Origin of the sequence: Streptomyces enissocaesilis (assembly GCF_039533765.1) — a bacterium.
GTDB lineage: Bacteria > Actinomycetota > Actinomycetes > Streptomycetales > Streptomycetaceae > Streptomyces > Streptomyces enissocaesilis.
Genome location: NZ_BAAAUD010000001.1, coordinates 15,496 through 37,888, shown reverse-complemented (window position 1 = coordinate 37,888; position 22,393 = coordinate 15,496). Strand labels below are relative to the sequence as shown.

20 protein-coding genes are annotated in these 22,393 nt (G+C 72.9%); 7 read left to right on the top strand and 13 right to left on the bottom strand.

The features are described 5' to 3' along the window. Window positions 1-34: 34 nt before the first annotated feature. Together ABD374_RS00190 and ABD374_RS00185 are read left to right on the top strand one after the other, a co-directional pair. Window positions 35-1,042 carry a glycosyltransferase family 2 protein gene (locus ABD374_RS00190; RefSeq protein WP_344488641.1) on the top strand — a complete coding sequence of 336 codons (1,008 nt, stop codon included), beginning with the start codon at window positions 35-37 and terminating at the stop codon, window positions 1,040-1,042. Continuing rightward, window positions 1,042-2,376, top strand: a complete 1,335-nt coding sequence (locus ABD374_RS00185) for an alpha-2,8-polysialyltransferase family protein (protein WP_344488638.1) — start codon at window positions 1,042-1,044, stop codon at window positions 2,374-2,376. The genes ABD374_RS00190 and ABD374_RS00185 overlap by 1 nt, the downstream gene beginning before the upstream one ends. A 49-nt stretch (window positions 2,377-2,425) precedes the next feature. Here ABD374_RS00185 and ABD374_RS00180 read toward each other — a convergent pair whose 3' ends face one another. From ABD374_RS00180 to ABD374_RS00155, 6 genes are all read right to left on the bottom strand, one after another. Beyond that, window positions 2,426-4,735, bottom strand: a complete 2,310-nt coding sequence (locus tag ABD374_RS00180) for a glycosyltransferase (RefSeq protein ID WP_344488635.1) — start codon at window positions 4,733-4,735, stop codon at window positions 2,426-2,428. After that, window positions 4,732-6,171: a hypothetical protein gene (locus tag ABD374_RS00175; RefSeq protein WP_344488632.1), complete on the bottom strand. Its 1,440-nt coding sequence runs from the start codon at window positions 6,169-6,171 to the stop codon at window positions 4,732-4,734. The genes ABD374_RS00180 and ABD374_RS00175 overlap by 4 nt, the downstream gene beginning before the upstream one ends. Before the next feature lie 144 nt (window positions 6,172-6,315). After that, window positions 6,316-6,786, bottom strand: a complete 471-nt coding sequence (locus tag ABD374_RS00170; protein ID WP_344488629.1) for a hypothetical protein — start codon at window positions 6,784-6,786, stop codon at window positions 6,316-6,318. Window positions 6,787-6,813: 27 nt separating this feature from the next. Further along, a complete protein-coding gene (gene leuE, locus ABD374_RS00165; protein ID WP_344488626.1) occupies window positions 6,814-7,473 on the bottom strand; it encodes a leucine efflux protein LeuE in 660 nt (219 codons plus the stop codon). Window positions 7,474-7,526: 53 nt separating this feature from the next. Continuing rightward, window positions 7,527-8,105: a Uma2 family endonuclease gene (locus tag ABD374_RS00160; protein ID WP_425577079.1), complete on the bottom strand. Its 579-nt coding sequence runs from the start codon at window positions 8,103-8,105 to the stop codon at window positions 7,527-7,529. Window positions 8,106-8,204: 99 nt separating this feature from the next. Further along, window positions 8,205-9,785: an acyl-CoA mutase large subunit family protein gene (locus ABD374_RS00155; RefSeq protein ID WP_344488623.1), complete on the bottom strand. Its 1,581-nt coding sequence runs from the start codon at window positions 9,783-9,785 to the stop codon at window positions 8,205-8,207. A gap of 211 nt (window positions 9,786-9,996) precedes the next feature. Between ABD374_RS00155 and ABD374_RS00150 the strand changes: the two genes are divergently transcribed. Further along, complete coding sequence (locus ABD374_RS00150) at window positions 9,997-10,980, top strand: L,D-transpeptidase family protein (protein WP_344488620.1); 984 nt, start codon at window positions 9,997-9,999, stop codon at window positions 10,978-10,980. Window positions 10,981-11,170: 190 nt separating this feature from the next. Here ABD374_RS00150 and ABD374_RS00145 read toward each other — a convergent pair whose 3' ends face one another. The 5 genes from ABD374_RS00145 to ABD374_RS00125 form a co-directional block, all read right to left on the bottom strand. Then, the gene (locus tag ABD374_RS00145) at window positions 11,171-12,337 is read right to left on the bottom strand and encodes a hypothetical protein (RefSeq protein ID WP_344488617.1); all 1,167 of its coding nucleotides are present in this window, start codon (window positions 12,335-12,337) and stop codon (window positions 11,171-11,173) included. Beyond that, window positions 12,337-13,077 (bottom strand): RNA polymerase sigma factor, encoded by a 741-nt coding sequence (locus ABD374_RS00140; protein WP_344488614.1) that lies wholly within the window; start codon window positions 13,075-13,077, stop codon window positions 12,337-12,339. The genes ABD374_RS00145 and ABD374_RS00140 overlap by 1 nt, the downstream gene beginning before the upstream one ends. A 349-nt stretch (window positions 13,078-13,426) precedes the next feature. Next, on the bottom strand, window positions 13,427-14,491 hold the full coding sequence (locus ABD374_RS00135) for a hypothetical protein (RefSeq protein WP_344488611.1): 1,065 nt from the start codon (window positions 14,489-14,491) through the stop codon (window positions 13,427-13,429). After that, window positions 14,488-15,120, bottom strand: coding sequence for an RNA polymerase sigma factor (locus ABD374_RS00130; protein ID WP_344488608.1), 633 nt, complete (start codon window positions 15,118-15,120; stop codon window positions 14,488-14,490). Before ABD374_RS00130 ends, ABD374_RS00135 begins: the two co-directional genes overlap by 4 nt. A gap of 201 nt (window positions 15,121-15,321) precedes the next feature. Continuing rightward, window positions 15,322-15,684 (bottom strand): cupin domain-containing protein, encoded by a 363-nt coding sequence (locus tag ABD374_RS00125; protein ID WP_344488605.1) that lies wholly within the window; start codon window positions 15,682-15,684, stop codon window positions 15,322-15,324. 349 nt (window positions 15,685-16,033) lie between these two features. On the opposite strand from ABD374_RS00125, the gene ABD374_RS00120 reads away from it, so the two are divergent. From ABD374_RS00120 to ABD374_RS00105, 4 genes are all read left to right on the top strand, one after another. Continuing rightward, window positions 16,034-17,302 carry an N-acetylmuramoyl-L-alanine amidase gene (locus ABD374_RS00120; RefSeq protein WP_344488602.1) on the top strand — a complete coding sequence of 423 codons (1,269 nt, stop codon included), beginning with the start codon at window positions 16,034-16,036 and terminating at the stop codon, window positions 17,300-17,302. Between the two features lie 272 nt (window positions 17,303-17,574). After that, window positions 17,575-20,283, top strand: coding sequence for an FG-GAP-like repeat-containing protein (locus ABD374_RS00115; protein WP_344488599.1), 2,709 nt, complete (start codon window positions 17,575-17,577; stop codon window positions 20,281-20,283). A 71-nt stretch (window positions 20,284-20,354) separates the two neighbouring features. Then, window positions 20,355-20,558, top strand: a complete 204-nt coding sequence (locus tag ABD374_RS00110; protein ID WP_344488596.1) for a hypothetical protein — start codon at window positions 20,355-20,357, stop codon at window positions 20,556-20,558. 264 nt (window positions 20,559-20,822) lie between these two features. After that, window positions 20,823-21,128, top strand: coding sequence for a hypothetical protein (locus ABD374_RS00105; RefSeq protein WP_344488593.1), 306 nt, complete (start codon window positions 20,823-20,825; stop codon window positions 21,126-21,128). Window positions 21,129-21,137: 9 nt separating this feature from the next. Here ABD374_RS00105 and ABD374_RS00100 read toward each other — a convergent pair whose 3' ends face one another. After that, complete coding sequence (locus ABD374_RS00100) at window positions 21,138-21,725, bottom strand: hypothetical protein (protein ID WP_344488590.1); 588 nt, start codon at window positions 21,723-21,725, stop codon at window positions 21,138-21,140. Between the two features lie 120 nt (window positions 21,726-21,845). Then, window positions 21,846-22,352, bottom strand: coding sequence for a hypothetical protein (locus ABD374_RS00095; RefSeq protein WP_344488587.1), 507 nt, complete (start codon window positions 22,350-22,352; stop codon window positions 21,846-21,848). Between the last annotated feature and the right edge of the window lie 41 nt (window positions 22,353-22,393).

Genomic DNA, 22,393 nt, shown 5'->3' with positions numbered 1-22,393 from the left:
GGCGAATGCCGCAGTGCGCCCTAGCGTCGCGGGGGTGGTCAAGCTCTCTGTCGTCGTGCCGTTCTTCAACGTGCAGACATACGCCCCAGACACCCTTCGAAGCCTGCGCGCGAACGCCCGCGAGGACTTCGAATTCATCCTCGTCGACGACTGTTCGACCGACGGCACGCCGGAGATCCTCCGGCGTGCCGAGCGCGAGCTCCCGGGGGCGGTCCTGGTCAGACACGAACGCAACGGCGGCCTGGCCACCGCCCGCAACACCGGTCTCGACGCGGCGCGCGGCGAGTACCTGACCTTCCTCGACGGCGACGACTGGCTGGCCCCCGGCCACTACGCGCGCCTGCTCGCCGCCATGGAGGAGCTGGGCTGCGACTTCGTCCGCACCGACCACGTGCAGTGCACGGGGCGTACGCGTACGGTCCACCGCGTCCCGCACGGCCGGCGCGGCGTCGCCATGTCGCCGCGCGAGGCGATCCTGCCCGCCACCCGCTCCACCTCCGTCGACTACGCGTACGCCTGGGCCGGCATGTACCACCGCAGGCTCGCCGACCGGGGGCTGCTGCACTTCACCGACGGCCTGCGCACGGCCGAGGACCGGCCGTGGATCTGGCGGCTGCACCGGGAGGCCGGGAGCTTCGCCGTCCTCGGCATGCTGGGCGTCTTCTACCGGCGGGGCGTCGCGTCGTCGCTCACGCAGATCGGTGACGTACGGCAGCTCGACTTCGTCCGGGCCTTCGACCAGGTCGTCGGGGAAACGGCGGCGGACCGCGACGCGGACCGGCTGCTGCCGAAGGCGGTACGCACGTACTGCGCCATCATCTCCCACCACCTGGGAAGCATCGAGAGGTTCGAACCGGCCGTGGCGCGGAAATTGCGGACGATGAGTGCGGCGGCCCTCAGGCGGATGCCGCAGGACGTCCTGAAGGACGCGCTGGACTCGATGGACACCGAGCGCTCCGTACGGCTGCGCCGCCTCCAGCGCCGTCCCGCGGGCGCGCGGACCGCACCGGCCGCGCAGGGCTCGTCGGAGGCCGCTGCCTGATGGCCACGACGCAGATCTTCCTCGCCTCCACGCTGTACGGCGCCGCGACGCTCGCCGCCGCCGTCGACAGCGACTGCTTCGCGCCGGCCGGCCGGCGCCTGCTCCTCGTCAGCAACAACGCCACCACCCCCGAGACGACGCCCCCCCTCGACGAGATGCCGGGCTTCGAGCGGCTGCGGAACCGCTTCGACCGGGTGCTGTCCTGGAACGAGGCCCTCGCGCCCTTCCACCCCGGCGCCTGGTCGCCGCGCACCGACGACATCCCGTTGTGGGAACGCCACTTGAGGCTGCTGTGGGACCTCGGCGACGACACGGTGGAGCTGGTCGTCGAGTCCATCCAGGTCAATCCGGCGCTGGCGCTCACCCAGCTGTTCACGGACGCGCCCGTCGAGGTGTACGCCGACGGGCTGATGAGCTACGGCCCGACCCGCAACAAGATCGACCCGCTGGTCGGCACGCGCGTACGCCGCCTGCTCCACCTGGACCTGGTGCCGGGCCTGACCCCGCTGCTGCTCGGGGAGTTCGGCGTACCGCCGGAGGTCGTACCGACGGAGTCCTTCCTGAAGGTGCTCGGCGAACTGTCCGACGGGGAAGAGGAGTTGTCGCTCCCCGTCGGTTCGGCGCTCCTCCTCGGCCAGTACCTGTCCGCGCTCTCGATCCTCACCGCGGAGGAGGAGGAGGACCTCCATGTGGCGATGTTGCGCGGGGCCGTCGACCGGGGCCACCGGCAGATCGTCTTCAAGCCGCACCCCACGGCGCCGGCCCGCTGGTCGCGCCTGCTGGAGCGCGAGGCGGGGACGCTGGGCGTCGAACTGACCGTCCTGGACAGTCCGGTGCTGGCCGAGGTGGTGTACCAGCGCTTCCGTCCCGCGCTGGTGGTCGGGTGCTTCTCGACGGCACTGCTGACGGCGAGCACGTTCTACGCGGTCCCGGTGGCCCGTACCGGCACGGACCTGCTCCTGGAACGCCTCTCGCCGTACCAGAACAGCAACCGCGTGCCGGTCACGATCGTCGACGCGCTGGTCCCCGGTCTGGCGGAGGACGGCGCGCACACCGGCCCGCCCGACCTGGCGGGCCTGCTCGAGGCGGTCGGCTTCGCGATGCAGCCGCAGATCCGCGCGGACCTGCGGCCGGCGGCCGAGCGCTTCCTCGCCCAGCATCTCGGGGGCGGCACCTGGCGCTACTTCAAGCGCCGCCGGCTGACCACGCTCGCGCTGCCGGGCGCGATCCCCAAGCAGTTCGCCTTCATCCCGCGCAACGCGGCGCTGCGGCGCGTGGTGCGCAGGGCGCGGTCGCTGAAGCGGGCCGCGCTGCGGAGGGCCGCGACCGGCTGACGGACGGAAGGGGGGGGCCACCGGTCGGTGGCCCCCCTTCCGTCCGCCCTCAGGGAGCCGGTCGGCGCCCCAGGACCACCCGCAGGTCCGCGGCGTTCGCCTCGGTCACCTTCCACAGCTCCTGCTGCCGTCCGTGCACGTCGGCCACCGACGCCGCGTGGTCGTCGAGCAGGCCCAGCGCCCGCTCGGTGAGGACCGCCCCGAGGTTCTTGTCGTGTACGGAGATGCCCCACTCGGGCCGGTCGATGTCGGACAGGAAGTACGCCATCTTCGGGTGCGAGATCAGGCTGATGATCGGCGTACCGCAGCCGAACGGGATCATCCCCGCGTGGCCGCGCATCCCGATCACCAGCTTGGTGCGGGCGTACGTGTCCCTGATCGCGTCGTTGCCGAAGTCGTACATCGGGATCACGGGCAGCGAGACGCCGTGCTCGCGCCGCAGGTCGAAGGCGATCTTCTCGTCGTCGAGCGAGTGCGCCACGCACTTCACCCCGGCGTGGGCGCCGAGCGCGCGCACGGCCTTCGCCATCTCGGCGAGGAAGTGGCCGTAGTCGTGCCCGAAGCGCAGGCCGGCCCTGTCGTACGCCGCGTTGACGAGGATCGTGTCCTCGCGGTGCGGCGGGTCGGTCCAGCCGTCGACGAGCTGCCGGGTGACGGTCGTCGGGCAGGGCTGGAAGCGCACCTTGTCGTGCAGCCCGGCGGGGAGCAGCGCGCGCACCTTCTCGATCGAGCCGTGGTTGCGGAGTCCGAAGAAGGAGGCCCGCTCGACGAGGGTGCGCAGGGCGGTGTTGAAGCGCCCGGCCCGGTAGGACTGGCCGTCGAAGGCGTTGAAGCCGACGGCGTACACCATGACGGGGACGTCGATACGGTTCAGCAGCGCGTCGGGGACGTTCCACTGCCAGGCGCTGTTGCCGTTGGGCGCGGTGTCCGGGATGAACAGCCCGCCGCCGCCGACGACCAGTCCGCGCCGGGCGTTGACGCGCTCCAGGGCGGCCTCGTCGAAGAGCCGGTGGGCGTGGACGGAGTGCCAGCGCCGGGGGCCGGGGTCGGCGTCGAAGGCCAGCCGTACGCTCTCGGGCAGCAGCTTGTCGCCCGCGTTGCCCTGGCGCTCCATGTAGAAGGCGACGTGCGCGAGCTGCTCGGCCGCCACCCCCTCCTGCGGAGCCTGCGGATTTTCCGTACGCCGCTGCATCAGCCGGCTCGCCCGGTGGGTCGGGTCGACCCTGAGCCCGTCCAGCGCGTACCGCTGCGCCGCGTCGTCGTCGCCGTGGATCCAGGCGATCTGGGCGAGCCGCCCGAAGGCGGTGGCGGCCCGGTTCGGGGCGGCCGTGGCCAGCAGCAGCTGCGCCCGGGCCTCGTCGTAACGGGACACGCTCATCAGGGCGTGGCCCAGCACCTCGTGCGGCCAGGCCGAGTCCAGCGGGATGCGGACGCCCCCGAGCAGGTCCACCGCCTCCTGGTACTCGCCCGCCGCGATGTGGGCGGCGGCGACCTTGCGGGCGCTCTCCACGTCGCCGGTGCGCCGGACGTGCGGGGTGCCGAAGTGGACGAGCAGGTCGTGGTGCGCGCCCTTGGACTGCGCCAGGAAGGCGGCGTGGAACTGCGCGTCGGACAGCTCGAACTCGCGCCAGCGCTCCTCCGCCTTCCCGTACCCCGCCTCACCGCCCTGCCAGGGCTTGTGCCGCCCGGTGAAGTGCAGGACCACGGTGTCGTCGGGCACCGGGAGGTCGCCGGACAGCCGCCGCTTGACGAAGTTGTAACGGGCGTCGAGCTGGACGAAGTCCCCGTCGAGCACGGCGTTGAGGATGCCCTGGTCGTGCTTGTCGAGCTCGTACGCGCCGCTGCGGCCGGTGGCGTCGATGCGCGCGCAGAACTCGTCACTGAGGTATTCGCGCTGGATGACGAGCAGACCGCTGTTGAGCTTGTGCTGCCCGTAGAAGAACTGCGGTACGGCGGCCAGCCCTTCGCGCAGCTTCAGCAGCTCGCCCAGGTCGCCGAGGACCACCATGTCGGTGTCCAGGGTGATCACGGTGTCGTAGTCGCGGATGCGGAAGACGTCGAGGATGAAGTACGCCTTGCGGACCAGGTAGTTGTCCTGGTCGCCCTTGGCGTACGTGTCGTAGCGGGCGGCGTCGACGCGGCGCAGCTCGACGCGCGGGTGCAGGGCGTGGATGCGGGCGACGGAGGAGGGCTTCAGGTCGTCGTGCAGGACGATGAAGTCCTCGCACAGGCCGGGGTTGGACAGGGCGAGGCTGCGCAGCAGTGCGAGGAAGCCGGGCAGGTAGTTCTCGTCGACGAAGCTGGCGAAGGCGATGCGGCGCTTGCCGGTGAGAGTGGGGGTGGGGGCGGGGGATGTCATCGCAGGGAGATCCTCATGTCGCTGACGCTCTGGGCACGTTCCATGACCCACGCCTTTTCGCTGGTGTATTCGTGCACGGAGGTGATGGGCATCCGCATCGCCTCCTGGAGGCGGTAGGCGCCGCTCTCGTAGAAGTCGAAGCCGATGAGGTCGAGCGTCGGGCTGACGTCGAGGAAGTCCAGCAGCCACAGCATGTTGAAGCCGCTGGTGGGGATGGACGACCACACGTCCGTTCCGACCCTGCCGACGTTGCGCAGCGGCCAGCGCAGCGACTCGTCGCCGAGGTACTTCTGGGCGCCCGGCACGAGCCGGTTGCGCAGCGAGTGCTTCCAGTCGCCGGACACCCCGCCGAAGACGAGCCTGGTCGTCACGGGCCGGTCCCAGTTGAAGCCGTGCTTGTGGATGGTGGCGTGGATGTCGGTGCGGCTGCCGGTCGCGGCCGCGTCGATCCTGTACGAGTTGAAGCGCACGACGAGGTCGTACGCGTCGATCTCCGCTCCCAGCGAACCGCGCCCGACGCGCTGGGAGTTGGCTATCAGGCAGATGGACCTGCCCGCGATCTGGTTGCGGAACTCGCCCAGGGTGATCCAGTCGACGCCGCCGAAGGTGGGGTCGGCGACCGGCCCGCGCATCCGGTTCCGGCGCTGCTCGGCGTAGAGCGTGATCAGCTCGCTCAGCTCCGCCGCCTCGCCGCCGTTCGCGGTGACCCGCAGGTCGAGGTACTGGCTCACGGCCGCCTGGATGTCCTGCACCGGGCTGCCGTCGTGCTCCATCGCGAGCAACGCGCCGACCAGGCGCGGTTCGGCCTCCTCCCGGTTCCCGCGCGCGTGCAGCGCGAGACCCTCGGCCCAGACGTCGGTGGCCGGTCCGGCGGAGTACGCCGCGGCCCCGGGGCACTGGCGCTCCAGCAACCGCAGCAGCTCGTCCTGCCGCCGCCCGCCCTCCCGCATGCCGGCGATCTTGGGGGCCACCCCGAAGCCGTCGTCGTCCGTCAGCGCGAGGTAGCGCTCGTACGCCTCGACGGTGGCGGCCTCGTCCCCGACGGCCTCCAGCGTCCGGGCGCGCAGCCGCCAGCCGGCCCGGGAGTTCCTGCGCAGGGTCAGGACGGTGTCGCTGATGAGCAGGGCCAGTCTCAGCTCGTCGTCGTAACCGCACTCCAGCGCCTTGCTGCCGACGGCGAGCAGCGCGTCGAGCAGCTCGGCGCCCAGCGTGTCGGCGGGGCCGGCCGTGCCTTTGGCGGCGCGCCGGATCAGGGCGGTGGCACCGGAGGCGGACGGCGCCGGCGCCGGCGCCTGCGCCATGGCCTGCACGGCGAGCAGTTGCCGCAGCCTCTCGGCGAGTTCCGTGCGCCTGCGGTCGAGTCCGGCGACCAGCTTGCCGCTGTGCACGGCGCACGCGCGCAGGCACTCGTCCAGTCCGGTCGGGGTGATTCCCACGGGCGACGCATGGGGTGACACGTGGCCGTCGGGCGCGGTGGCGGGGTTCTCCCCGTCACGCGGTCTCGGCCATCGGTTGCGGGCCTTCGTCATGATGCTCCAAGGTCTTTCCGCCCCGCTGACAGGTCGCGGGTCCGCGTCACCCTAGGAATCCAGCACGACTCCCGGGTGAACTCCCCTCGTCCGCACGGCAAATTGCTCGCCGTGCCCGGCCGGGCCCTGGCGGACAGCGCCCGGCCGGGTGTGCGCGGCGGAAGCCGGCGGAGCCTCAGTGCCGGGGCCGTCGGGTCGACCGCGAGCAGCGCGGGCGGGCCGGGCGGCCCGTGCGGCAAGGCGCAGCGCGGCGACCTCACGGGCGTACCGCGCGTCCTCGTCGCCCGCGGACCTCGCACCGGACCCCGACCCGGTCCCGGACCCCGACCCGGCCCCGGGCCCTGGCCCTGGCCCGGTCCTCGTCTCGCCCACGTCGGCGATCTGCTTGACGACCACCCGGTCGCCCCCGCGCAGATCGACCCGCCACACCCGCGAGCGCGGACCGCTCTCCAGAACAGTGGCCTCGGCGGGCGTACCCACCGCGGAACGCAACACGTCGCTCATCGGCACCTGGAACGACATGGCGCCCAGCGTAGGACTCCGCGTCGATCAGACGCTGCTGAGCGACAGCTTCGCCGCGAAGCCCAGGAACAGGACTCCCGCCGCCGAGGTGGCACCCGCCGACAGGCGCCTGCGGCGGCGGAAGGCGGCGGCCAGGTGGGTGCCGCCGAAGATCAGGGCGGAGAGGTAGAGCACGCTCGCGAGCTGGGCGAGGGACCCCAGCAGGACGAACGAGAGCGCGGGGTGGGCGTACGCCGGGTCGACGAACTGCACGAAGAAGGAGAGGGAGAAGAGGATCGTCTTCGGGTTGAGCAGGCTGATCGCGAGGGCCCGGCGGAAGGGGCGCTCGGCGGTCGGAGCCGCCTCGACGGCCGCGGTCCCGGCGTCGTCCGTGCGCTCGTGGCGGGTACGCCACATCGACCAGGCCGCGCGGATCATCCCGATCGCCAGCCAGGTCAGATAGCCCGCGCCCAGGTACTTCACGATCCCGAACAGCAGCGCGTTCGCCTGGAGCAGCGAGGCGGCCCCGGCGGCGGACAGCGTCATGAGCACCGAGTCCCCGCAGAACACCCCGGCGGCCGCCGCGTACCCGTTCCGCACGCCGCGCCGGGCGGCGACGGACAGCACGTACAGCGAATTCGGCCCCGGCAGCAGAATGGCCAGCACGAGGCCGGCGAGGTAGGTCGGAAGGTCGGTGACACCCAGCATGGGCCGAGTGTGGCACAGGGGTACGACACTCGGCCGGGGCATTTCGGAGCCGGTCAGTCGCCGTCGAGGAGGGTGTCCACGGGCAGTTCGAGGGTGACGCCGACACAGGCGGGGACGGGGACCGAGGACCCCCGCTCGTACCGCTGCGGCGCCGGATACTTGCCGTTCACCGGATCGCTGTGGAGCAGCACTTCGCCGTGCTTGCGGTCGGCCACGATGTAGACCGGGACCCCGGCCTCGGCGTAGCTCTCGACCTTGGTCCCGAGGTCGTCGGTCCAGTTCGAGGAGGTCACCTCGACGACCAGGCGGAAGACGTCCGGGGCGTAGCAGTTCTTCTGGACGAGGGCGTCCCGGAAGTCCTCGTCGACCACGGAGAAGTCGGGGATCGCGTAGTCGTCGGGCAGGCCGGGCAGCCACAGGCCGATGCCCTGGACGTACCTGAGCCCGGTCTGCCTCGCCCCGGCACGGTCGAACGCCACGACCAGCCAGGTCAACGACAGTGCATGCGAGCCGTCCGGCGGCGGTGTCACGATGAGCCTCCCCTGGAGGATCTCCACGCGGTGCCCGGGCAGTGCACGGGAGAGCAGGTCGGCGGCTTCGCCCAACGTCAGCTCGTGTTGCATGACAGCCACGGCATCCTCCTTGTCGGGATCACTCTCCACCGAGAGTAACCGGGGGCGCCGACACTCCGCCCCCGATCACTTGACCGGGTGACCACAGATCCGGTGCGCTCAGAACGCGTCGGTGGGGACGTACGCCCCCCACACCTCCCGCAGCGCGTTGCAGACCTCCCCCACCGTCGCCCGCGCCCGCAGCGCGTCCTTCATCGGGTACAGGACGTTGTCCGTGCCCTCCGCCGCCTTCTTCAGCTCCACCAGCGCCGCGTCCACCGCCGCCTGGTCGCGCTCCGCGCGCAGCTTCGCCAGCCGCTCCGCCTGCTGGGCCTCGATCGCGGGGTCGACGCGCAGCGGCTCGTACGGCTCCTCCTCCTCCAGCTGGAAACGGTTCACGCCGACCACGACGCGCTCGCCGCCGTCCGTCTCCAGCGCGATGCGGTACGCGCTGCGCTCGATCTCGTTCTTCTGGAAGCCGCGCTCGATCGCGCTGACCGCGCCGCCCATGTCCTCGACCTTCGCCATCAGTTCGAGGGCGGCGGCCTCGACCTCGTCCGTCATCTTCTCGATGACGTACGAGCCGGCGAAGGGGTCGACGGTGGCCGTGACGTCCGTCTCGTACGCGAGGACCTGCTGCGTGCGCAGGGCCAGGCGGGCGGACTTGTCGGTGGGGAGGGCGATCGCCTCGTCGAAGGAGTTGGTGTGCAGGGACTGGGTTCCGCCGAGGACGGCGGCCAGGCCCTGGACGGCGACGCGCACCAGGTTGACCTCGGGCTGCTGCGCGGTGAGCTGCACGCCCGCCGTCTGCGTGTGGAAGCGCAGCATCAGCGACTTGGGGTTCTTCGCGCCGAACTCCTCGCGCATGACCTTCGCCCAGATGCGGCGCGCGGCGCGGAACTTGGCGACCTCTTCGAGGATGGTGGTGCGCGAGACGAAGAAGAAGGAGAGGCGGGGGGCGAAGTCGTCGACGTCCATGCCGGCCGCGACGGCGGTGCGGACGTACTCGATGCCGTCGGCGAGCGTGAACGCGATCTCCTGCGCGGGCGAGGCACCGGCCTCCGCCATGTGGTAGCCGGAGATCGAGATCGTGTTCCACTTCGGGATCTCGGCCTTGCAGTACTTGAAGATGTCCGCGATCAGGCGCAGGGACGGCTTGGGCGGGAAGATGTACGTCCCGCGCGCGATGTACTCCTTGAGGACGTCGTTCTGGATCGTGCCGGTCAGCTTGTCGGCCGGTACGCCCTGCTCCTCGCCCACCAGCTGGTACATCAGCAGGAGCAGCGCGGCGGGCGCGTTGATCGTCATCGACGTCGAGACCTTGTCCAGCGGGATGCCGCCGAACAGGACCCGCATGTCGTCGATCGAGTCGATCGCCACGCCCACCTTGCCGACCTCGCCGCTCGCGATCGCCGCGTCGGAGTCGTGGCCCATCTGGGTCGGCAGGTCGAAGGCGACCGACAGGCCCATCGTGCCGTTGGCGATCAGCTGCTTGTAGCGGGCGTTGGACTCGGTGGCCGTGCCGAAGCCCGCGTACTGGCGCATGGTCCACGGGCGGCCCGTGTACATCGAGGGGTACACACCGCGCGTGAAGGGGTACGCACCGGGCTCGCCCAGCTTCTCTCGGGGGTCCCAGCCCTCCAGGGCGTCCGGTCCGTACACCGGCTCAATAGGCAGTCCCGACTCCGACTCGCGCGCCATCTGCTGTGCCTCCCGCTGAACGTACTGGCTGGTAATGAACCGACCCTCGCGACGGACTGTAGCGGTGGGCGTGCGGCGGGTGGAGGGCCGCAGGCTGGGACCTTGCTCACAACGTCGCTCCGCGTCGCTGCTTCCATGATGCGGGGGCTTTCGCGACCGGGCAGACCGGGAAACACTCCCTGGGGACCTACGAGATGCCCGGGGGGCGGGGATGGACGAGAAGCAGCGGAACGACAGGGCCGTGCGCAGAGCGGTGGCACTGGCGGCGACCGCCGTCGTAGTGGTGGTGACGGCGGGATGCACGGCGCAGACGAACGGGGCGGGGGCGGGTCCGGCGGCGGGCGGAGGGGCGGCCGGCGGGGCGCCGAGGTCGGCGGCTCCCGCGTTCGAGGCCGCCAACGCGCCTTCGGCGAAGCCTTCGCCCGACACGACGCCGACGAAGCCGAGGACACCGACGCCGGAGCCGACGCCGACGAAGCCGGAGGAACCGGCCGCCGGGCCGACGGCGCCCGGGGCCGGGACCGGGACACCCGAGCCCCGGCCGGAAGCGGAACCGCCGGCGCCCGAGGTCCTCATGGCGCGCGGATCCGGAGGCGGCCGGGTGCGCGAACTCCAGGCCAGGCTCCGCCAGATCGCCCACTTCGACCGCGCCCCCACCGGCCACTACGGCCCGGTCACCGCCGCCGCCGTCTCGTCCTTCCAGGACAGGCGCGGCCTGCCCCGCACGGGCACGACCGACACCGTCACCTGGGACAGGCTCCTCGGGATGACCAGGGAGCCGACGCGCGCCGAGCTGCACCCGCCGGCCGCCGACCCGGTCGCGAAGCCCGACCCGCGCTGCATGAAGGGCCGGGTCCTGTGCATCAGCAAGACCAGCCGGACCCTTTCCTGGATGGTCGAGGGGCGGGCAGTCTCCGTGATGGACGTGCGGTTCGGCTCGGAGTACACGCCCACCCGTGAGGGGACGTTCGAGGTGTACTGGAAGTCCCGGCACCACGTCTCGACGCTGTACGACAGCCCCATGCCGTACGCCCTGTTCTTCAGCGGCGGTCAGGCCGTCCACTACTCGTCGGACTTCGCGGCCCGCGGCTACAGCGGCGCCTCGCACGGCTGCGTCAACGTCCGGGACGAGGCGAAGATCGCAAGCCTGTTCGCGCAGGTCCGCAACGGCGACAAGGTCGTCGTCCACTGGTAGCGGCGGGGGAAGAAGAAGGGGCGCGGACGGGACCGGGGGAACGTGTCCCGCCCGCGCCTGTTGCGCGGAGCCGTAGGTACGGGGGGAACCCCGGCTCGTCGCGCTGCCGATGACCAGTCGGCTCACTCTCTACTGCGTCACGGGGCGGAAAAACGTCACACCACTGTGAGCGAGTCCGCGAAACCGCAGGTCAGAGCAGTTTCGACGAGAGGGCTGCGATGACGGACGAGGTGAGCGCCGGGGACGCCGGCCGGGTGACGGAGAGCTGCGGAACGGAGCGGCGGATTCCGTCGGGGGCTCCTTGGCCGCCGTCGACGCTGCGGCCGCCGGTTCCGCCGTTCCCGCCGGTCCCGCCGTTCGTGTCACCGGCGGAACCGCCGTTCGTGTCACCGCCGGAACCTCCGTTCGTGTCACCGCCGGAACCTCCGTCGCCGTGGCCCTCGCCCACGCCGTCGCCGTCCCTGCCCTCGGTTCCGCCCGCACCGGCGGCCTCGCCTCCGGCCCCTCCGCCGGCGCCCTTCAGCAGGCGGTCGCAGAACCGCTCCACCCGGTCGGCCCCCTTGGCCGCCGCCTCCAGGCGCCGCGCGCGGTCGGGGGCGAGGTCGCCGCTGCGGTAGTCCTGGCAGGCCTTGGCCGTCTTGCGGTACCAGTCGCCGGAACCGGGACCGGAGCCGGGACGGGAAGCGGGATCGGAGCTTTCACCTGTTCCCGGTGCGCCTGCGTCGGCCGGGCCCGGGCCGGTGGGGGTGCCGGTGTCCGGCCCGGGAGAGGAGTCGTGCGTACCGCCGCTTTCCCCGTTGCCGTCCCGCTCCGCGTCGCCGGTCCCACTGCCGGGCGTCCCGTCCGCGCCGCCGGGGGTGCCGGTGGCGCCCGGCGCGGGCTCGCCGGAGGTACCCGGTTCGTCGTCGGCGGTCCCGGGGGAGGCCGGGTGCGGTGTCGCGGCCGTGGACACGGAGGACGCGGGCGCCGGATCGGTGTCACGCCCGAAGGGGCCCGGCAGTACGCCGGTGCCCGCCGCCACCGCGACGCCGCCGAGCGCGACGCCGGCGAGCGCCCCGGCCAGCCCGACGCGCACGGGACGCCCCCAGCGCACGGGGGCGGGCGCCCTGCGACCGCCGCGTACCGTGGAGAAGACTTCGGGGGACGCCGCCCTGGCCTTGCGGAACGCCGCCAACGCGGCTGCCTCGCCCGGGAGTTCACCGCTCTCGGGACCGCCGGCGCGGGCCACCGCGTCCAGGGCGGCGGAGAGGCGCTCGGCCTGGGCGCGTGCGTGGTCGCCGACGGGCCCGACGGGTTCTCCGCGCAGCAGTCGCTCCGCCGCGCCCTTGTCGAGCCACTCGTACCGCTCGTCGGCCATCACATGTCCTTCTGCGTCCGCACGCACGTATGCGTCACACCGGCGGACGTCACCCGACCCGGTCGCGGGCGCCGCTGGGGCGGTACGGCGCCGAGTTCCGGCCGTACGCCGACCGGACCCGCAACCGTACCGCTGCTGTCTTCACGGTCCTCACCACTGCCACCACTCTCGCTGTCGCCGCTGCCGCCGTCCGCGGCGTTCAGCAGCTCGGCCAGCCGCTTCAGCCCCCGGTGTGCGGCGGTCCGTACCGCGCCGGGGCGCTTGCCCAGGGTCTGGGCCGCGCTCTTCGCGTCGAGCCCGACGACCACGCGCAGGACGACGGCCTCGGCCTGGTCCTGGGGAAGCTGGGCGATGAGGGCGAGAGCGTCGCCGGTGGCAAGGGCTTCCATCGCCTCGTCGGCGGTGTCGCAGGCGCCGGGCTTCGTGGCGAGTTCGGTCTCGTCGCCGCCGATGGCGGGGCGCCTGCCGCGCATCCGGATGTGGTCCAGGGCGCGGTTGCGCGCTATGCGCGCCGCCCAGCCCCTGAACCGGTCGGCGTCTCCGCTGAACCTGTCGAGGTCGCGGGCTATCTGGAGCCACGACTCGGAGGCGACGTCCTCTGCCTCCGGGTCGCCCACCAGCGTCCGTATGTAGCCCAACAGCCGCGGGTGCACGGCGCGGTACACAGTCCGGAAAGCGTCCTCGTCCCCGTCCTGTGCCGCGAGCACCGCGGCGGTCAGCTCCGCGTCGTCCCCCAGCACTCCCTCAACCTGTCCCGAGTCGCGGCTGGTCACCGCTGCCGCGCAGCCCAGCGCGAGTCAGCACGCTACGACGTCGCACGGGGTCGCGTCCACGACCTGCACACCGTGCGACGAGGCGCTGACAGAGAGCGGTGTGACAGAAAACGCATGCATGGCGCTGAGAGAAGTACGGGCCGCCGCATGGTCCGCGGACGGCGGCCGGGGCCTCTCCTGTGGGGGGTGGCGGCCCCGGCCGTCCTTCCGGGACCGGCGGCGGCCCCACTTCGCCCTCCCGGGGCTCGGGACGCGGGGCGGCGGACCGCACGCGGGCGCCGCTCACCGGACCCCGCCGGGCCGTCCACCGGACCGCTCACCGCTTGCGGGGGCCGCTCTCGCCGTTGCGTTGGGCGCCGTTACCGCTCCGGTGGCCGTCGCCGCCCGTGCTCTTGCCCTTGACCTCGCCCTTGTCCTTGGATTTCACTGCCTTTTCGGGCTTCACGGGCTTCACGGAATGTGAGGGTTTCGCAGGCTTCGCGGGGCCCGGGGCGCCACCGGCCGGCTGCGCCGGGGGTTGAGGGGTCCTCGGCACCCCGGCCGCCTTCGACGGCTTCGATGCCTTCGCCGGTTTCGGTGATTTCGGCGGTTTCGGTGATTTCGGTGATTTCGGCGCCTTCGAAGCCTTCGAGGAGCTCTTGCCCACCGGTTCCGGCCCCGGCCGCTTTCCGGCCTTCACCAGGTCTTCGCAGTACGCCTCCACCGACTGCCCGGCGGCTGCCGCCGGCCGCTCTGAAGGCGCGCCGCGGCGGGAGGCCGTCCCACGCCCGTCGGACGCCGGATACGCGGCGCAGTACTCCACGTCGTCCCGGGTCCGGGGCGGGCGCGCGGGCGCCGGGCGGGTGATGTCGGCCGAAGGGCGGCGCGCCGTGCCTCCCGCCGGTTCCCCCGCACTCCCCCGCTCCGCGCCGGGCGCCGTCGGCGCGCTGCTGTAGGTCCCCGCCGTTCCGGCGCCGGTCCCGCCGCCCGAAGCGCTGCCGCCGCTGCCGCCGCCGTTCCCGAACGGCGCCGGGATCGCCCCCGTGCCGGCCGCCAGCGCCATCCCGCCCAGCGTCACCGTCGCCGCGGCCGAGGCGAACGCCGCCCTGACCGGCAGCGCACCGCGCCGCCGCCGGGACGGCCGCCAGTCGTCACGCCCGCGCGCCCGCCACCAGCGCCCCGGGAGGGCGTGCACGCCGGAGTCGCGTGCCTCCCGGTACGCGGCGAGCGCCGCCTGCGCGCTCTCCTCACCACGGCGAGGCGCGGGACGGCGTACGGCGGCCAGCAGCGCCTCGACCTCCGGCGTGCCCGGCTCCTCGCGCGCCGCTTCCCGTTCCCCGGTCCCAGTCTCGGCAGTCTCGGCCCGCCGCCGGGCCCTCGCCTGTTCCCATACCCGTCTCATGTCTCATCCTTCAGCGTGCGCGGCGCCGCAGACGTCACAGCGCCCGCCCGGCCGCCGTCCGTCGCCAGCTGCTCGGCCAGCCGCTTCAGCCCGCGGTACGCGGACGTCCGCACGGATCCGCTGCGCTTGCCCAGCACCCGGGCCGCCGCCGGGCCGTCGAGCCCGACGACCACCCGCAGCAGCACCGCCTCCGCCTGCTCGCGCGGCAGCGTGGCGATCATTTCCAGCGCCCGCCCGGTCGACAGTGCTTCGAGCGCGTCGTCGGCGGTGTCCTGGCCGGCGGGCAGCTCCAGTACGTCCTGTTCCAGCAGCGACGTACGCGGCCTTCGCTTCAGCCTGCGCAAGTGATCAAGTGCGCGGTGACGGGCGATCGTCGCCGCCCAGCCGCGGAATCCCGCCCCGTCGCCGCGGAACCGCCCCAGATCGCGCGCGATCTCCAGCCACGCCTCGGACGTCACGTCCTCGGCGTCCTCCCCGACCAGCCCCCGTACGTATCCGAGCAGCCCCGGGTGCACGAGGCGGTAAGCCACCGCGAACCCGTCCTCGTCCCCCTGCTGGGCCCGCTCGACGGCAGCGCCCAACTCCGCGTCGCACTCCTGTGTACGACGCCGCTCCCCGCCCCTGGCCACACGTCCCTCTTCGTGCCGACTCGGCACTGGTCACCGTGCCCATGCCCCCCTCTTGTTCTGCGCCCGGAGCCACGGAAACGTCACAGTTCCCGCGCCCGGCCCGGCTCGAACCGGCCGGCGAACCTCTCCGGCGGGGACCACGTCACCGGGCGAAACGCCCCGCGCCCGTGCTCACGGACGCGATCCGGACGGTGCACGGACTCACATCTGCGACTTGAGGTGGTCGATCACCTCGTTGAACTCCTCCGTCGGCGAGAAGTCCAGATATTCGCAGTCCTCGAGCGCTTCGGGGACGTGACCGGGCGCCCAGTAGAAAGCCTGCCCCGCCTCGTAAATCTCTTCGCCGCCCTCGGTCCGCATTTTCAACCGGCCCTTGAACAGGTAACCCCAATGCGGGCACTGGCACAGATCACCGGGCAGTCCCTCGGCGAGCGGCCTCATGTCCGTGCCCTGGGGAAACCGCGCGAAAGCGACCGTCATGTCGCCCCCGATTTCCTGCATACGCAGCTCCACCCCGCCGCCTTCGATCGCGACAGGAGTGTCGTTCCGCGTGGTCGACTTCATGGCTCCTCCACGGCGGATCCGGCGCGGAGGTTCCGGGAGGCTCCGCCTCCTTCCAGTCTGGTCCCGCCCCTTGCGGGGCGCGACATCTGGGGCGCGGGAGCGCCCGTTACCACCCCCGGGCCCACCCGCGCGCCGACGCCCGGCCGACATGAGCCACGCCGCGGAATTCCGCTGCTGCGGAAACCCACGGAACTCGGCCGCGGGCGTGCACAGAGACCGAGGACGACGGCCCCACCAACTCGAATAAACCTATTTCTTCCGCATGCTCGCACGCACCGCTCGCCCGGTGTATAACCACCCGGTTCCGAGTTGTCTGCCGAGTGAGAGACGGAGCCCCGTGCCACCACCGATGAATTCCACGCGAACAAACGGCATTTCCACAATCCAAGAGGTTTCGGCAGGAAAGCCGAAGGCGTTCGGCCGCACCGCCGTGCTGCTCGCCGCGTCGTCCCTCGCCGTCGGCCCGCTCGCCCTCGCCGGCCCCGCCGCCTTCGCGACCCCGCCCGTCCCCGTCACGACCGCCGAGACCGCCGAGCCGTCCGGTGTCCTGCACACCCTCGCCGTCCCGGCCGGCGGCGACCCGGCCGTGCGCGCGCTCCCGCGGCACACCACCCCTCCGTTCAGTCTGGTCGGCCTCACCTGGGACGACCCCTACGCCGAGCTCGGCGGTACGGCCGAGGTCCGCACCCGGGACAGCCGCACGGGAGCCTGGTCCGGCTGGCGCGCGCTCGACACGGACGCGCGTACGCCGGAGAGCGGGCCCGAGCACGCCGGGCCCGGCCTGCGCGCCGGGACCCAGCCGCTGTGGACCGGCCCCTCCGACGGCGTACAGCTGCGCGTGTCCGCCAAGCGGGGCCTGCCGGACGGCCTGCGCGTCGATCTGGTCGACCCCGGGGACACCGAGGCGCCCGTCCCCCGTACCGCGACCGTGGCACCCACCGCACCGGGACAGCCGACCATCACCTCGCGGGCCGGCTGGGGCGCCGACGAGTCGCTGGTGGCGAACCCTCCGACGTACACGGGCGACACCGAGGCCGTCTTCGTCCACCACACGGCCGGGTCGAACGACTACACCTGCGCCGAGTCCGCTTCGGTCATCCGGGGCCTCTTCGTCTATCACGTGAAGAGCCAGGGCTGGAACGACATCGGCTACCACTTCCTCGTCGACAAGTGCGGCACCCTCTTCGAGGGCCGCGCGGGCGGCGTCGACAAGCCCGTCCAGGGCGCGCACACCTACGGCTTCAACACCGGCACGAGCAGCGTCTCCGTCCTCGGCGACTACAACACCGCGACCACCACACCCGTCGTCCGCGAGTCCGTCGCCAAGGTCGCCGCCTGGAAGCTCGGCCTGTACGGGCACGACCCGAGCGGCACCGTGACCCTGACCGCCGGTGCCGACAACGGCAAGTACAAGCTGGGCCAGAAGGTCGTCATGAACCGGATCTCCGGGCACCGGGACGGCTATCCGACCGAGTGCCCCGGCAGCAACCTCTACGCCGACCTGCCCGCCATCCGCACCGCGGCGACCGCGACGACCTCCCCCTCCGGCCCCTCCGCGCCTTCCACGCCCCCCGCGCCCCCCGCACCCCCCGACACCGGCGAGACGCCGGCCCCGTAGCGGAGCCGGACGCGCCCCCTGCCCCGCCGCTCCCGGAGGAGTGCGCGGGGCAGGACTCCCCCTCCCCTGCCGCCCGCCACCACGCCGGAGCACCTCAGCGCCTCAACCCCTCAGTGATCTGCGCCACAACTTCACCCACATGGGTGACGTTTGCGCGCCAGGGCTCGCTGGGTAGAGCAGGCAACCTCCGCGAGAGGTGAGCCTCAAGTGAACTCTCATGAGGGGTAAGGGATTTGAGCCCGCGCAAGTCGCACGCCTACAGACCGCTGAGCATGAAACGCCGAGCATGGCTGACCATCGGCGCGGTCGTACTCGGCGGTACAGGGGCGGTCACCGTCGCCATAGCCAATCCCGAAACGGGCCCGTCCCAGCACGGACCGAAGCCGCGCAAGGCAGAGGTCCGCTCCCTCACCTTCAAGGGAACCGGCAGCGAGAAGCGCGAGCTGCCGCGCACCGGCACCGAGCCCTTCTCCCTGGTCGGCGTCACCTGGGCCAACCCGGACGCGGAGATCGACGGCAAGGCGGAGGTGCGTACGCGCAACCGCGAGACCGGCGAGTGGGGCACGTGGCTGGAGGTCCACCTCGACCAGCACCTGGCCGAGAAGCGCGACGCCGGGGCCGACCTGCCCGGCATGTCCGAGCCGCTGTGGGTCGGACCCTCCGACGCCGTCGAGGGACGCATCCTGCGGGCGGACGGCACCTCCACCGCCGGTCTGCCCAAGGGGCTCGAACTGACCCTGGTGGACCCGGGCGTGACGGCCAAGGAGGCCAGGGCCCCCGGCGCGGACGCGCAGACCGCGGCGTACTCGGCGTACGCGGCCGAGGAGACCACGGCCCCGGTGCCGAGCGACACGCCGACGGAGTCCTCGCCCGCCACCCCGGCGCCCACGGGCACCGCCACGGCGGCCGAGCCCTCGCCGGCCTCCCCCACGGCCTCCCCCACGACGCCCCCCACGGGCACGCCGACCACCGCCGGCCCCTCGCCGTCGCCGACGCCGACGGTTCCGACCGCGCCGCCGTCCACCGTGACCCGGCCGCCGATGACCCTGCGCGCCGGATGGGGCCCGGACAAGTCGCTCGCCACGAACTACAGCGACCCCGAGTACATCGACAGGGTCCAGGCCGTCTTCGTCCACCACACGGTCGACTCGAACAACTACAGCTGCGCCGAGTCCCCCGCCATGGTCCGCGCGATCTACGCGTACCACGTGACGCCCCGCCCCGGTTACGAGGGCTGGAAGGACATCGGCTACAACTTCCTCGTCGACAAGTGCGGCCAGATCTTCGAGGGCCGTGAGGGCGGCACCGACCTGCCCGTCCTCGGCGCGCACACGTACGGCTTCAACTCCTACTCCACCGGCATCGCGCTGCTCGGCAACTTCGAGACGGGCAGGCCCACCCAGGCCGCCCTCGACTCGGCCGCCCGCGTCGCCGCCTGGAAGCTCGGTCAGTACGGCGTCAGCCCGACCGGCACGGTCACGCTGGAAGCGGCCGCCGACACCGGCAAGTACACCAAGGGCCAGAAGGCCACGCTGAACACCGTCTCCGGCCACCGCGACGGCTTCGCCACCGCCTGCCCCGGCGCGAACCTGTACACCAAGCTCCCCGCCATCCGTAAGTTCGCCACCGGCGCGGGCCGCAACTCCGCGATCCCGACGACCGACTTCAACCGCGACGGCGTCACCGACCTCGCCGTCGGTACGCCGAAGGTCGCGAGCGGCGACGGCACCGTCACCGTCCTGCCCGGCTCCACGGACGGCCCGGTCGCCGGGGCCCGCCGCACCCTGGGCCAGAGCAGTCCCGGCGTCCCCGGCTCCTCCGAGAGCGACGACCGCTTCGGTTCCTCGTCGGCGTACGGCGACGTGAACGGCGACGGCTTCGCCGACCTGGTCGTCGGCGCGCCCGGCGAGAACGGCACGACCGGACAGGCCAACACCGGCTCCGTCACCGTCCTGTACGGCCCCGGCCTCACCTCCGGCACGTCGTACTGGACCGACGCGGCCACCCGCACCGCGAGCGAGGCCCTCGGTACGACCGTCGCCACCGGCGACTTCAACGCCGACGGCCGGTCCGACGTCTTCTCCGTCGCGCCGGGCCAGCCGGGCCGCTGGTGGGCCTGGGACTCCAAGTCCGGTGCCGCGAAGAAGGGTTACCTGAACACGGCGGCGTACACCGGGGCCGTCTCCTACGCCTCCGCCGCGAGCGGCGACTTCAACCGCGACGGCTACGCCGACGTGGCGGTCTCCTACCGCGACCCGTCCGGCGTCGGCCGCCTGCTGTGGCTGAAGGGCTCGTCGTCCGGTCTCCAGCGGGCCGGCATCCTCTCCTCGCGCGGCGGCCGTTCGCTGGCCGCGGGCGACATCAACGGTGACGGCTACACCGACGTCGCCGTCGGCCAGCCGTCCGCCACCGAGTCGGGTCACACCGCCAAGGGCGGCGCGCTCACCGTCGTGTTCGGTTCGTCGGCCGGTCTGACCGCCACCGGCAGCAAGACCGTCCACCAGGGCACCTCCTACGTCGCGGGCGCCGACGAGACCGGGGACGAGATGGGTGCGTCCGTCTCGATCGGCGACGTCGACCTCGACGGCTACGGCGACATCCTCGCCGGGCTGCCCGGCGAGGACCTGACCCGCAGCGACATCGCGCACTCCAACGCCGGCTCGACCCTGCTGCTGCGCGGCACGGCCACCGGACCCACCGGCACGAACTCCGCCGTCTACTCCCAGGACACCTCGGGCGTCTCCGGCGCGTCCGAGGCCAATGACCGCTTCGGCTCGGCGGTCTCGCTGACCGACCTGTCCGGTTACGGCCGGGCGGACCTGGCGATCGGCGCGAGCGGCGAGGACGCGGGCAACGGCACCGTGCTCCAGCTCGACAACAGCAGCACGTCGGGCGTCGTGACCACCTCGGGCGTCTACTACGGCACCACGGCGCTGGGCGCCCCCGCGGGCGTGGCCATCGGCAAGGTGCTCCACCCGTAACCCCTGCCACGCACACCACCGGGGCCCCTCCTCAGGAGGGGCCCCGGTCTTTTCGCCCACCGGAGGCAGTCATGAAGACTCCCGCTTTACGCCGTCCCGCCCCGCACCGTCCCGCCTCGCGCCGTCTCGCCCCGGCCGTCACCGCCGCCGTCCTGCCGGCCGCCCCGACGACGGGCTGTTCGAGCACGGACCCCGCGCCGGCCGAGGACGGCAGGCCCACGGCCGAGCGCCCGGCCGGGCCCGCCGGCACCGTCCTGCCCGAGGCCCCCGGCTGAAGGCCGCCCTCGTCACCCCGGCCGACGCGAAGGGCTGCACGGCCGAGGACAACACCGCCCCGCCCGTCCGCCCGAAGGCGGACCAGCCCCGGTGCGCGCCCCTGGCGGACATGACGGCGACCGACATGACCCGCAGCCCCGAGCCCGCCGCCATGGCCGGCCGCGGCTACGGCTCCGGCGCCGCGCCCGGCCGTCTCGATCGACCGCCTCTTCCCGTACGAGGGCCAGGGCGCCCGGCAGACGCTCGACAACACCCGCAAGGCCGTGACCGACTGCGCGGGCGCCTTCCCGACCAGCGGCAACAACGGCGGCGCCACGATCGCGTACAGCTCGGTGAGGGCCGAGGAGCACCCCGGGGCGGGCGACGGCCCGGTGTCCTGGGTGATGACGGCCGAGGCCGAGGGCAGCGAGTTCCCGATGCGCTGCACCGTGGTGCGCGAGGACAGCACGGTGGCGGTCCTCCTCGCGATCCGCCTCGCCGACCCCGCGAGGGCGAAGCTCCCGCAGGACCTCTTCGACCGCCGGGCCGCCAGGCCGGCCGAGCACGCCGGCCAGGGCGCGGCGAGCTGAGCGAGCCGGTCAGCCGCTGCTGCGGGCCCGGCGCGAGGCCGCGGCCCGCAGCACGCGTTTGCCCTCGTTCGAGAGCTGGAGGGCGTGATTCAGCCCGCCGCCCGAGTCCCCGGAGAGCATGTCCAGGAGCTGGAACTGGCGGCGCAGCTCGCCGGCCGTGAGCGGGCCGATGCCGTCGGTCTCGCCGTTGCGGTACGCCTTCACCCGCGCCTGGTGGCCGCCCGGCGCCGCCCCGTCCAGCCGCAGGTGGACCTCCAGCACGGCGGCCGAGCAGTCCTCGGCCCACGCGCGCAGCGCGAGCTCGTCGTAGGCGGCGGGGACCGCGGCGGCCATGCGGCTGGCGAAGCCGGCCAGTTCGCCGGGGGCCGCCCCCGCGACCCGCTCCACCACGGTCGCGACCCGGCGCAGCCGGCCGAGCCAGGCGTCGCCGCCCTCGACCGCGACCCACAGCGGCCTGAGCGCCTCGTCCGTGTCGAGGCCGATGCGCTCGGCACCCTCGACGTACTCCAGCAGGGGCAGGCAGCGGTCCAGGCAGGCCACCGCGCTCGCCGCCAGACTCCGTTCGTCGGCGCGGCCGATCAGTTCCACCAGGGTCACGGTGCCTCCCTCGGCACTGCAGGGCCCGCTCGGTGCGGACCTTCTCCTTCCGTCTGCGTACCGCACCCCGATTACGTCACTGCCCGCTCACTGCATGATCACTGACCGCTCACCATCCGCTCACAGTCCCAGCCGGTCCAGGAAGCGCGCGAAGAGCTCTTCGGCCAGAGGGTCCGCCTCCTGGCGCAGTACGTCGAGCAGCGCGCCCGGGGCCACGGTCCGTCCGGTCGCGGCCGCCCACTCCACCGCTTTCGCCGCGGCTCTCTCCGGCGTGAGGAACAGGTCTTCCGGTACCAGCCCGTCGGCGCCCAGGTGGCCCGCCATCGCCTCGCGCCCCAGGCAGCCGAACCAGGAACCGGCGGCCTCCGCGGAGGCCGCCGCCTCCACGGCCACGCAGTCGCTGTCCATGACGAACGCGAACAGCGCGGGCGTCCCCGTCTCCCCGCACACCCCCCGGGCGAGCGCCCCCATGTCGCCGGCCTGCGGCTCGCTGGAGCGCACCCACACCTGCCACCCGTCGCCGCGCGTCTCGTGGAGCACCAGGCCCTCCCGTACGTCCGCGAGCGCCGCCAGCTCCGCGAGCGGCCGTCCGCTCCGGCCGACCACGAAGTAACCCCAGAAACCCATGCCCCGCTCTCCCCACGCCTCCGGCACATTCTGCCCGCGTC

Bases quoted from the DNA above. Each gene is read 5' to 3' on its own strand.
- ABD374_RS00115 (WP_344488599.1), top strand. From the start codon at position 17,575: ATGAAACGCCGAGCATGGCTGACCATCGGCGCGGTCGTACTCGGCGGT.
- ABD374_RS00125 (WP_344488605.1), bottom strand. From the start codon at position 15,684: ATGAAGTCGACCACGCGGAACGACACTCCTGTCGCGATCGAAGGCGGC.
- ABD374_RS00180 (WP_344488635.1), bottom strand. From the start codon at position 4,735: ATGACATCCCCCGCCCCCACCCCCACTCTCACCGGCAAGCGCCGCATC.
- ABD374_RS00150 (WP_344488620.1), top strand. From the start codon at position 9,997: ATGGACGAGAAGCAGCGGAACGACAGGGCCGTGCGCAGAGCGGTGGCA.
- ABD374_RS00155 (WP_344488623.1), bottom strand. From the start codon at position 9,785: ATGGCGCGCGAGTCGGAGTCGGGACTGCCTATTGAGCCGGTGTACGGA.
- ABD374_RS00145 (WP_344488617.1), bottom strand. From the start codon at position 12,337: ATGGCCGACGAGCGGTACGAGTGGCTCGACAAGGGCGCGGCGGAGCGA.
- leuE (WP_344488626.1), bottom strand. From the start codon at position 7,473: ATGCTGGGTGTCACCGACCTTCCGACCTACCTCGCCGGCCTCGTGCTG.
- ABD374_RS00185 (WP_344488638.1), top strand. From the start codon at position 1,042: ATGGCCACGACGCAGATCTTCCTCGCCTCCACGCTGTACGGCGCCGCG.
- ABD374_RS00170 (WP_344488629.1), bottom strand. From the start codon at position 6,786: ATGTCGTTCCAGGTGCCGATGAGCGACGTGTTGCGTTCCGCGGTGGGT.
- ABD374_RS00095 (WP_344488587.1), bottom strand. From the start codon at position 22,352: ATGGGTTTCTGGGGTTACTTCGTGGTCGGCCGGAGCGGACGGCCGCTC.
- ABD374_RS00135 (WP_344488611.1), bottom strand. From the start codon at position 14,491: ATGAGACGGGTATGGGAACAGGCGAGGGCCCGGCGGCGGGCCGAGACT.
- ABD374_RS00110 (WP_344488596.1), top strand. From the start codon at position 20,355: ATGAAGACTCCCGCTTTACGCCGTCCCGCCCCGCACCGTCCCGCCTCG.
- ABD374_RS00120 (WP_344488602.1), top strand. From the start codon at position 16,034: ATGAATTCCACGCGAACAAACGGCATTTCCACAATCCAAGAGGTTTCG.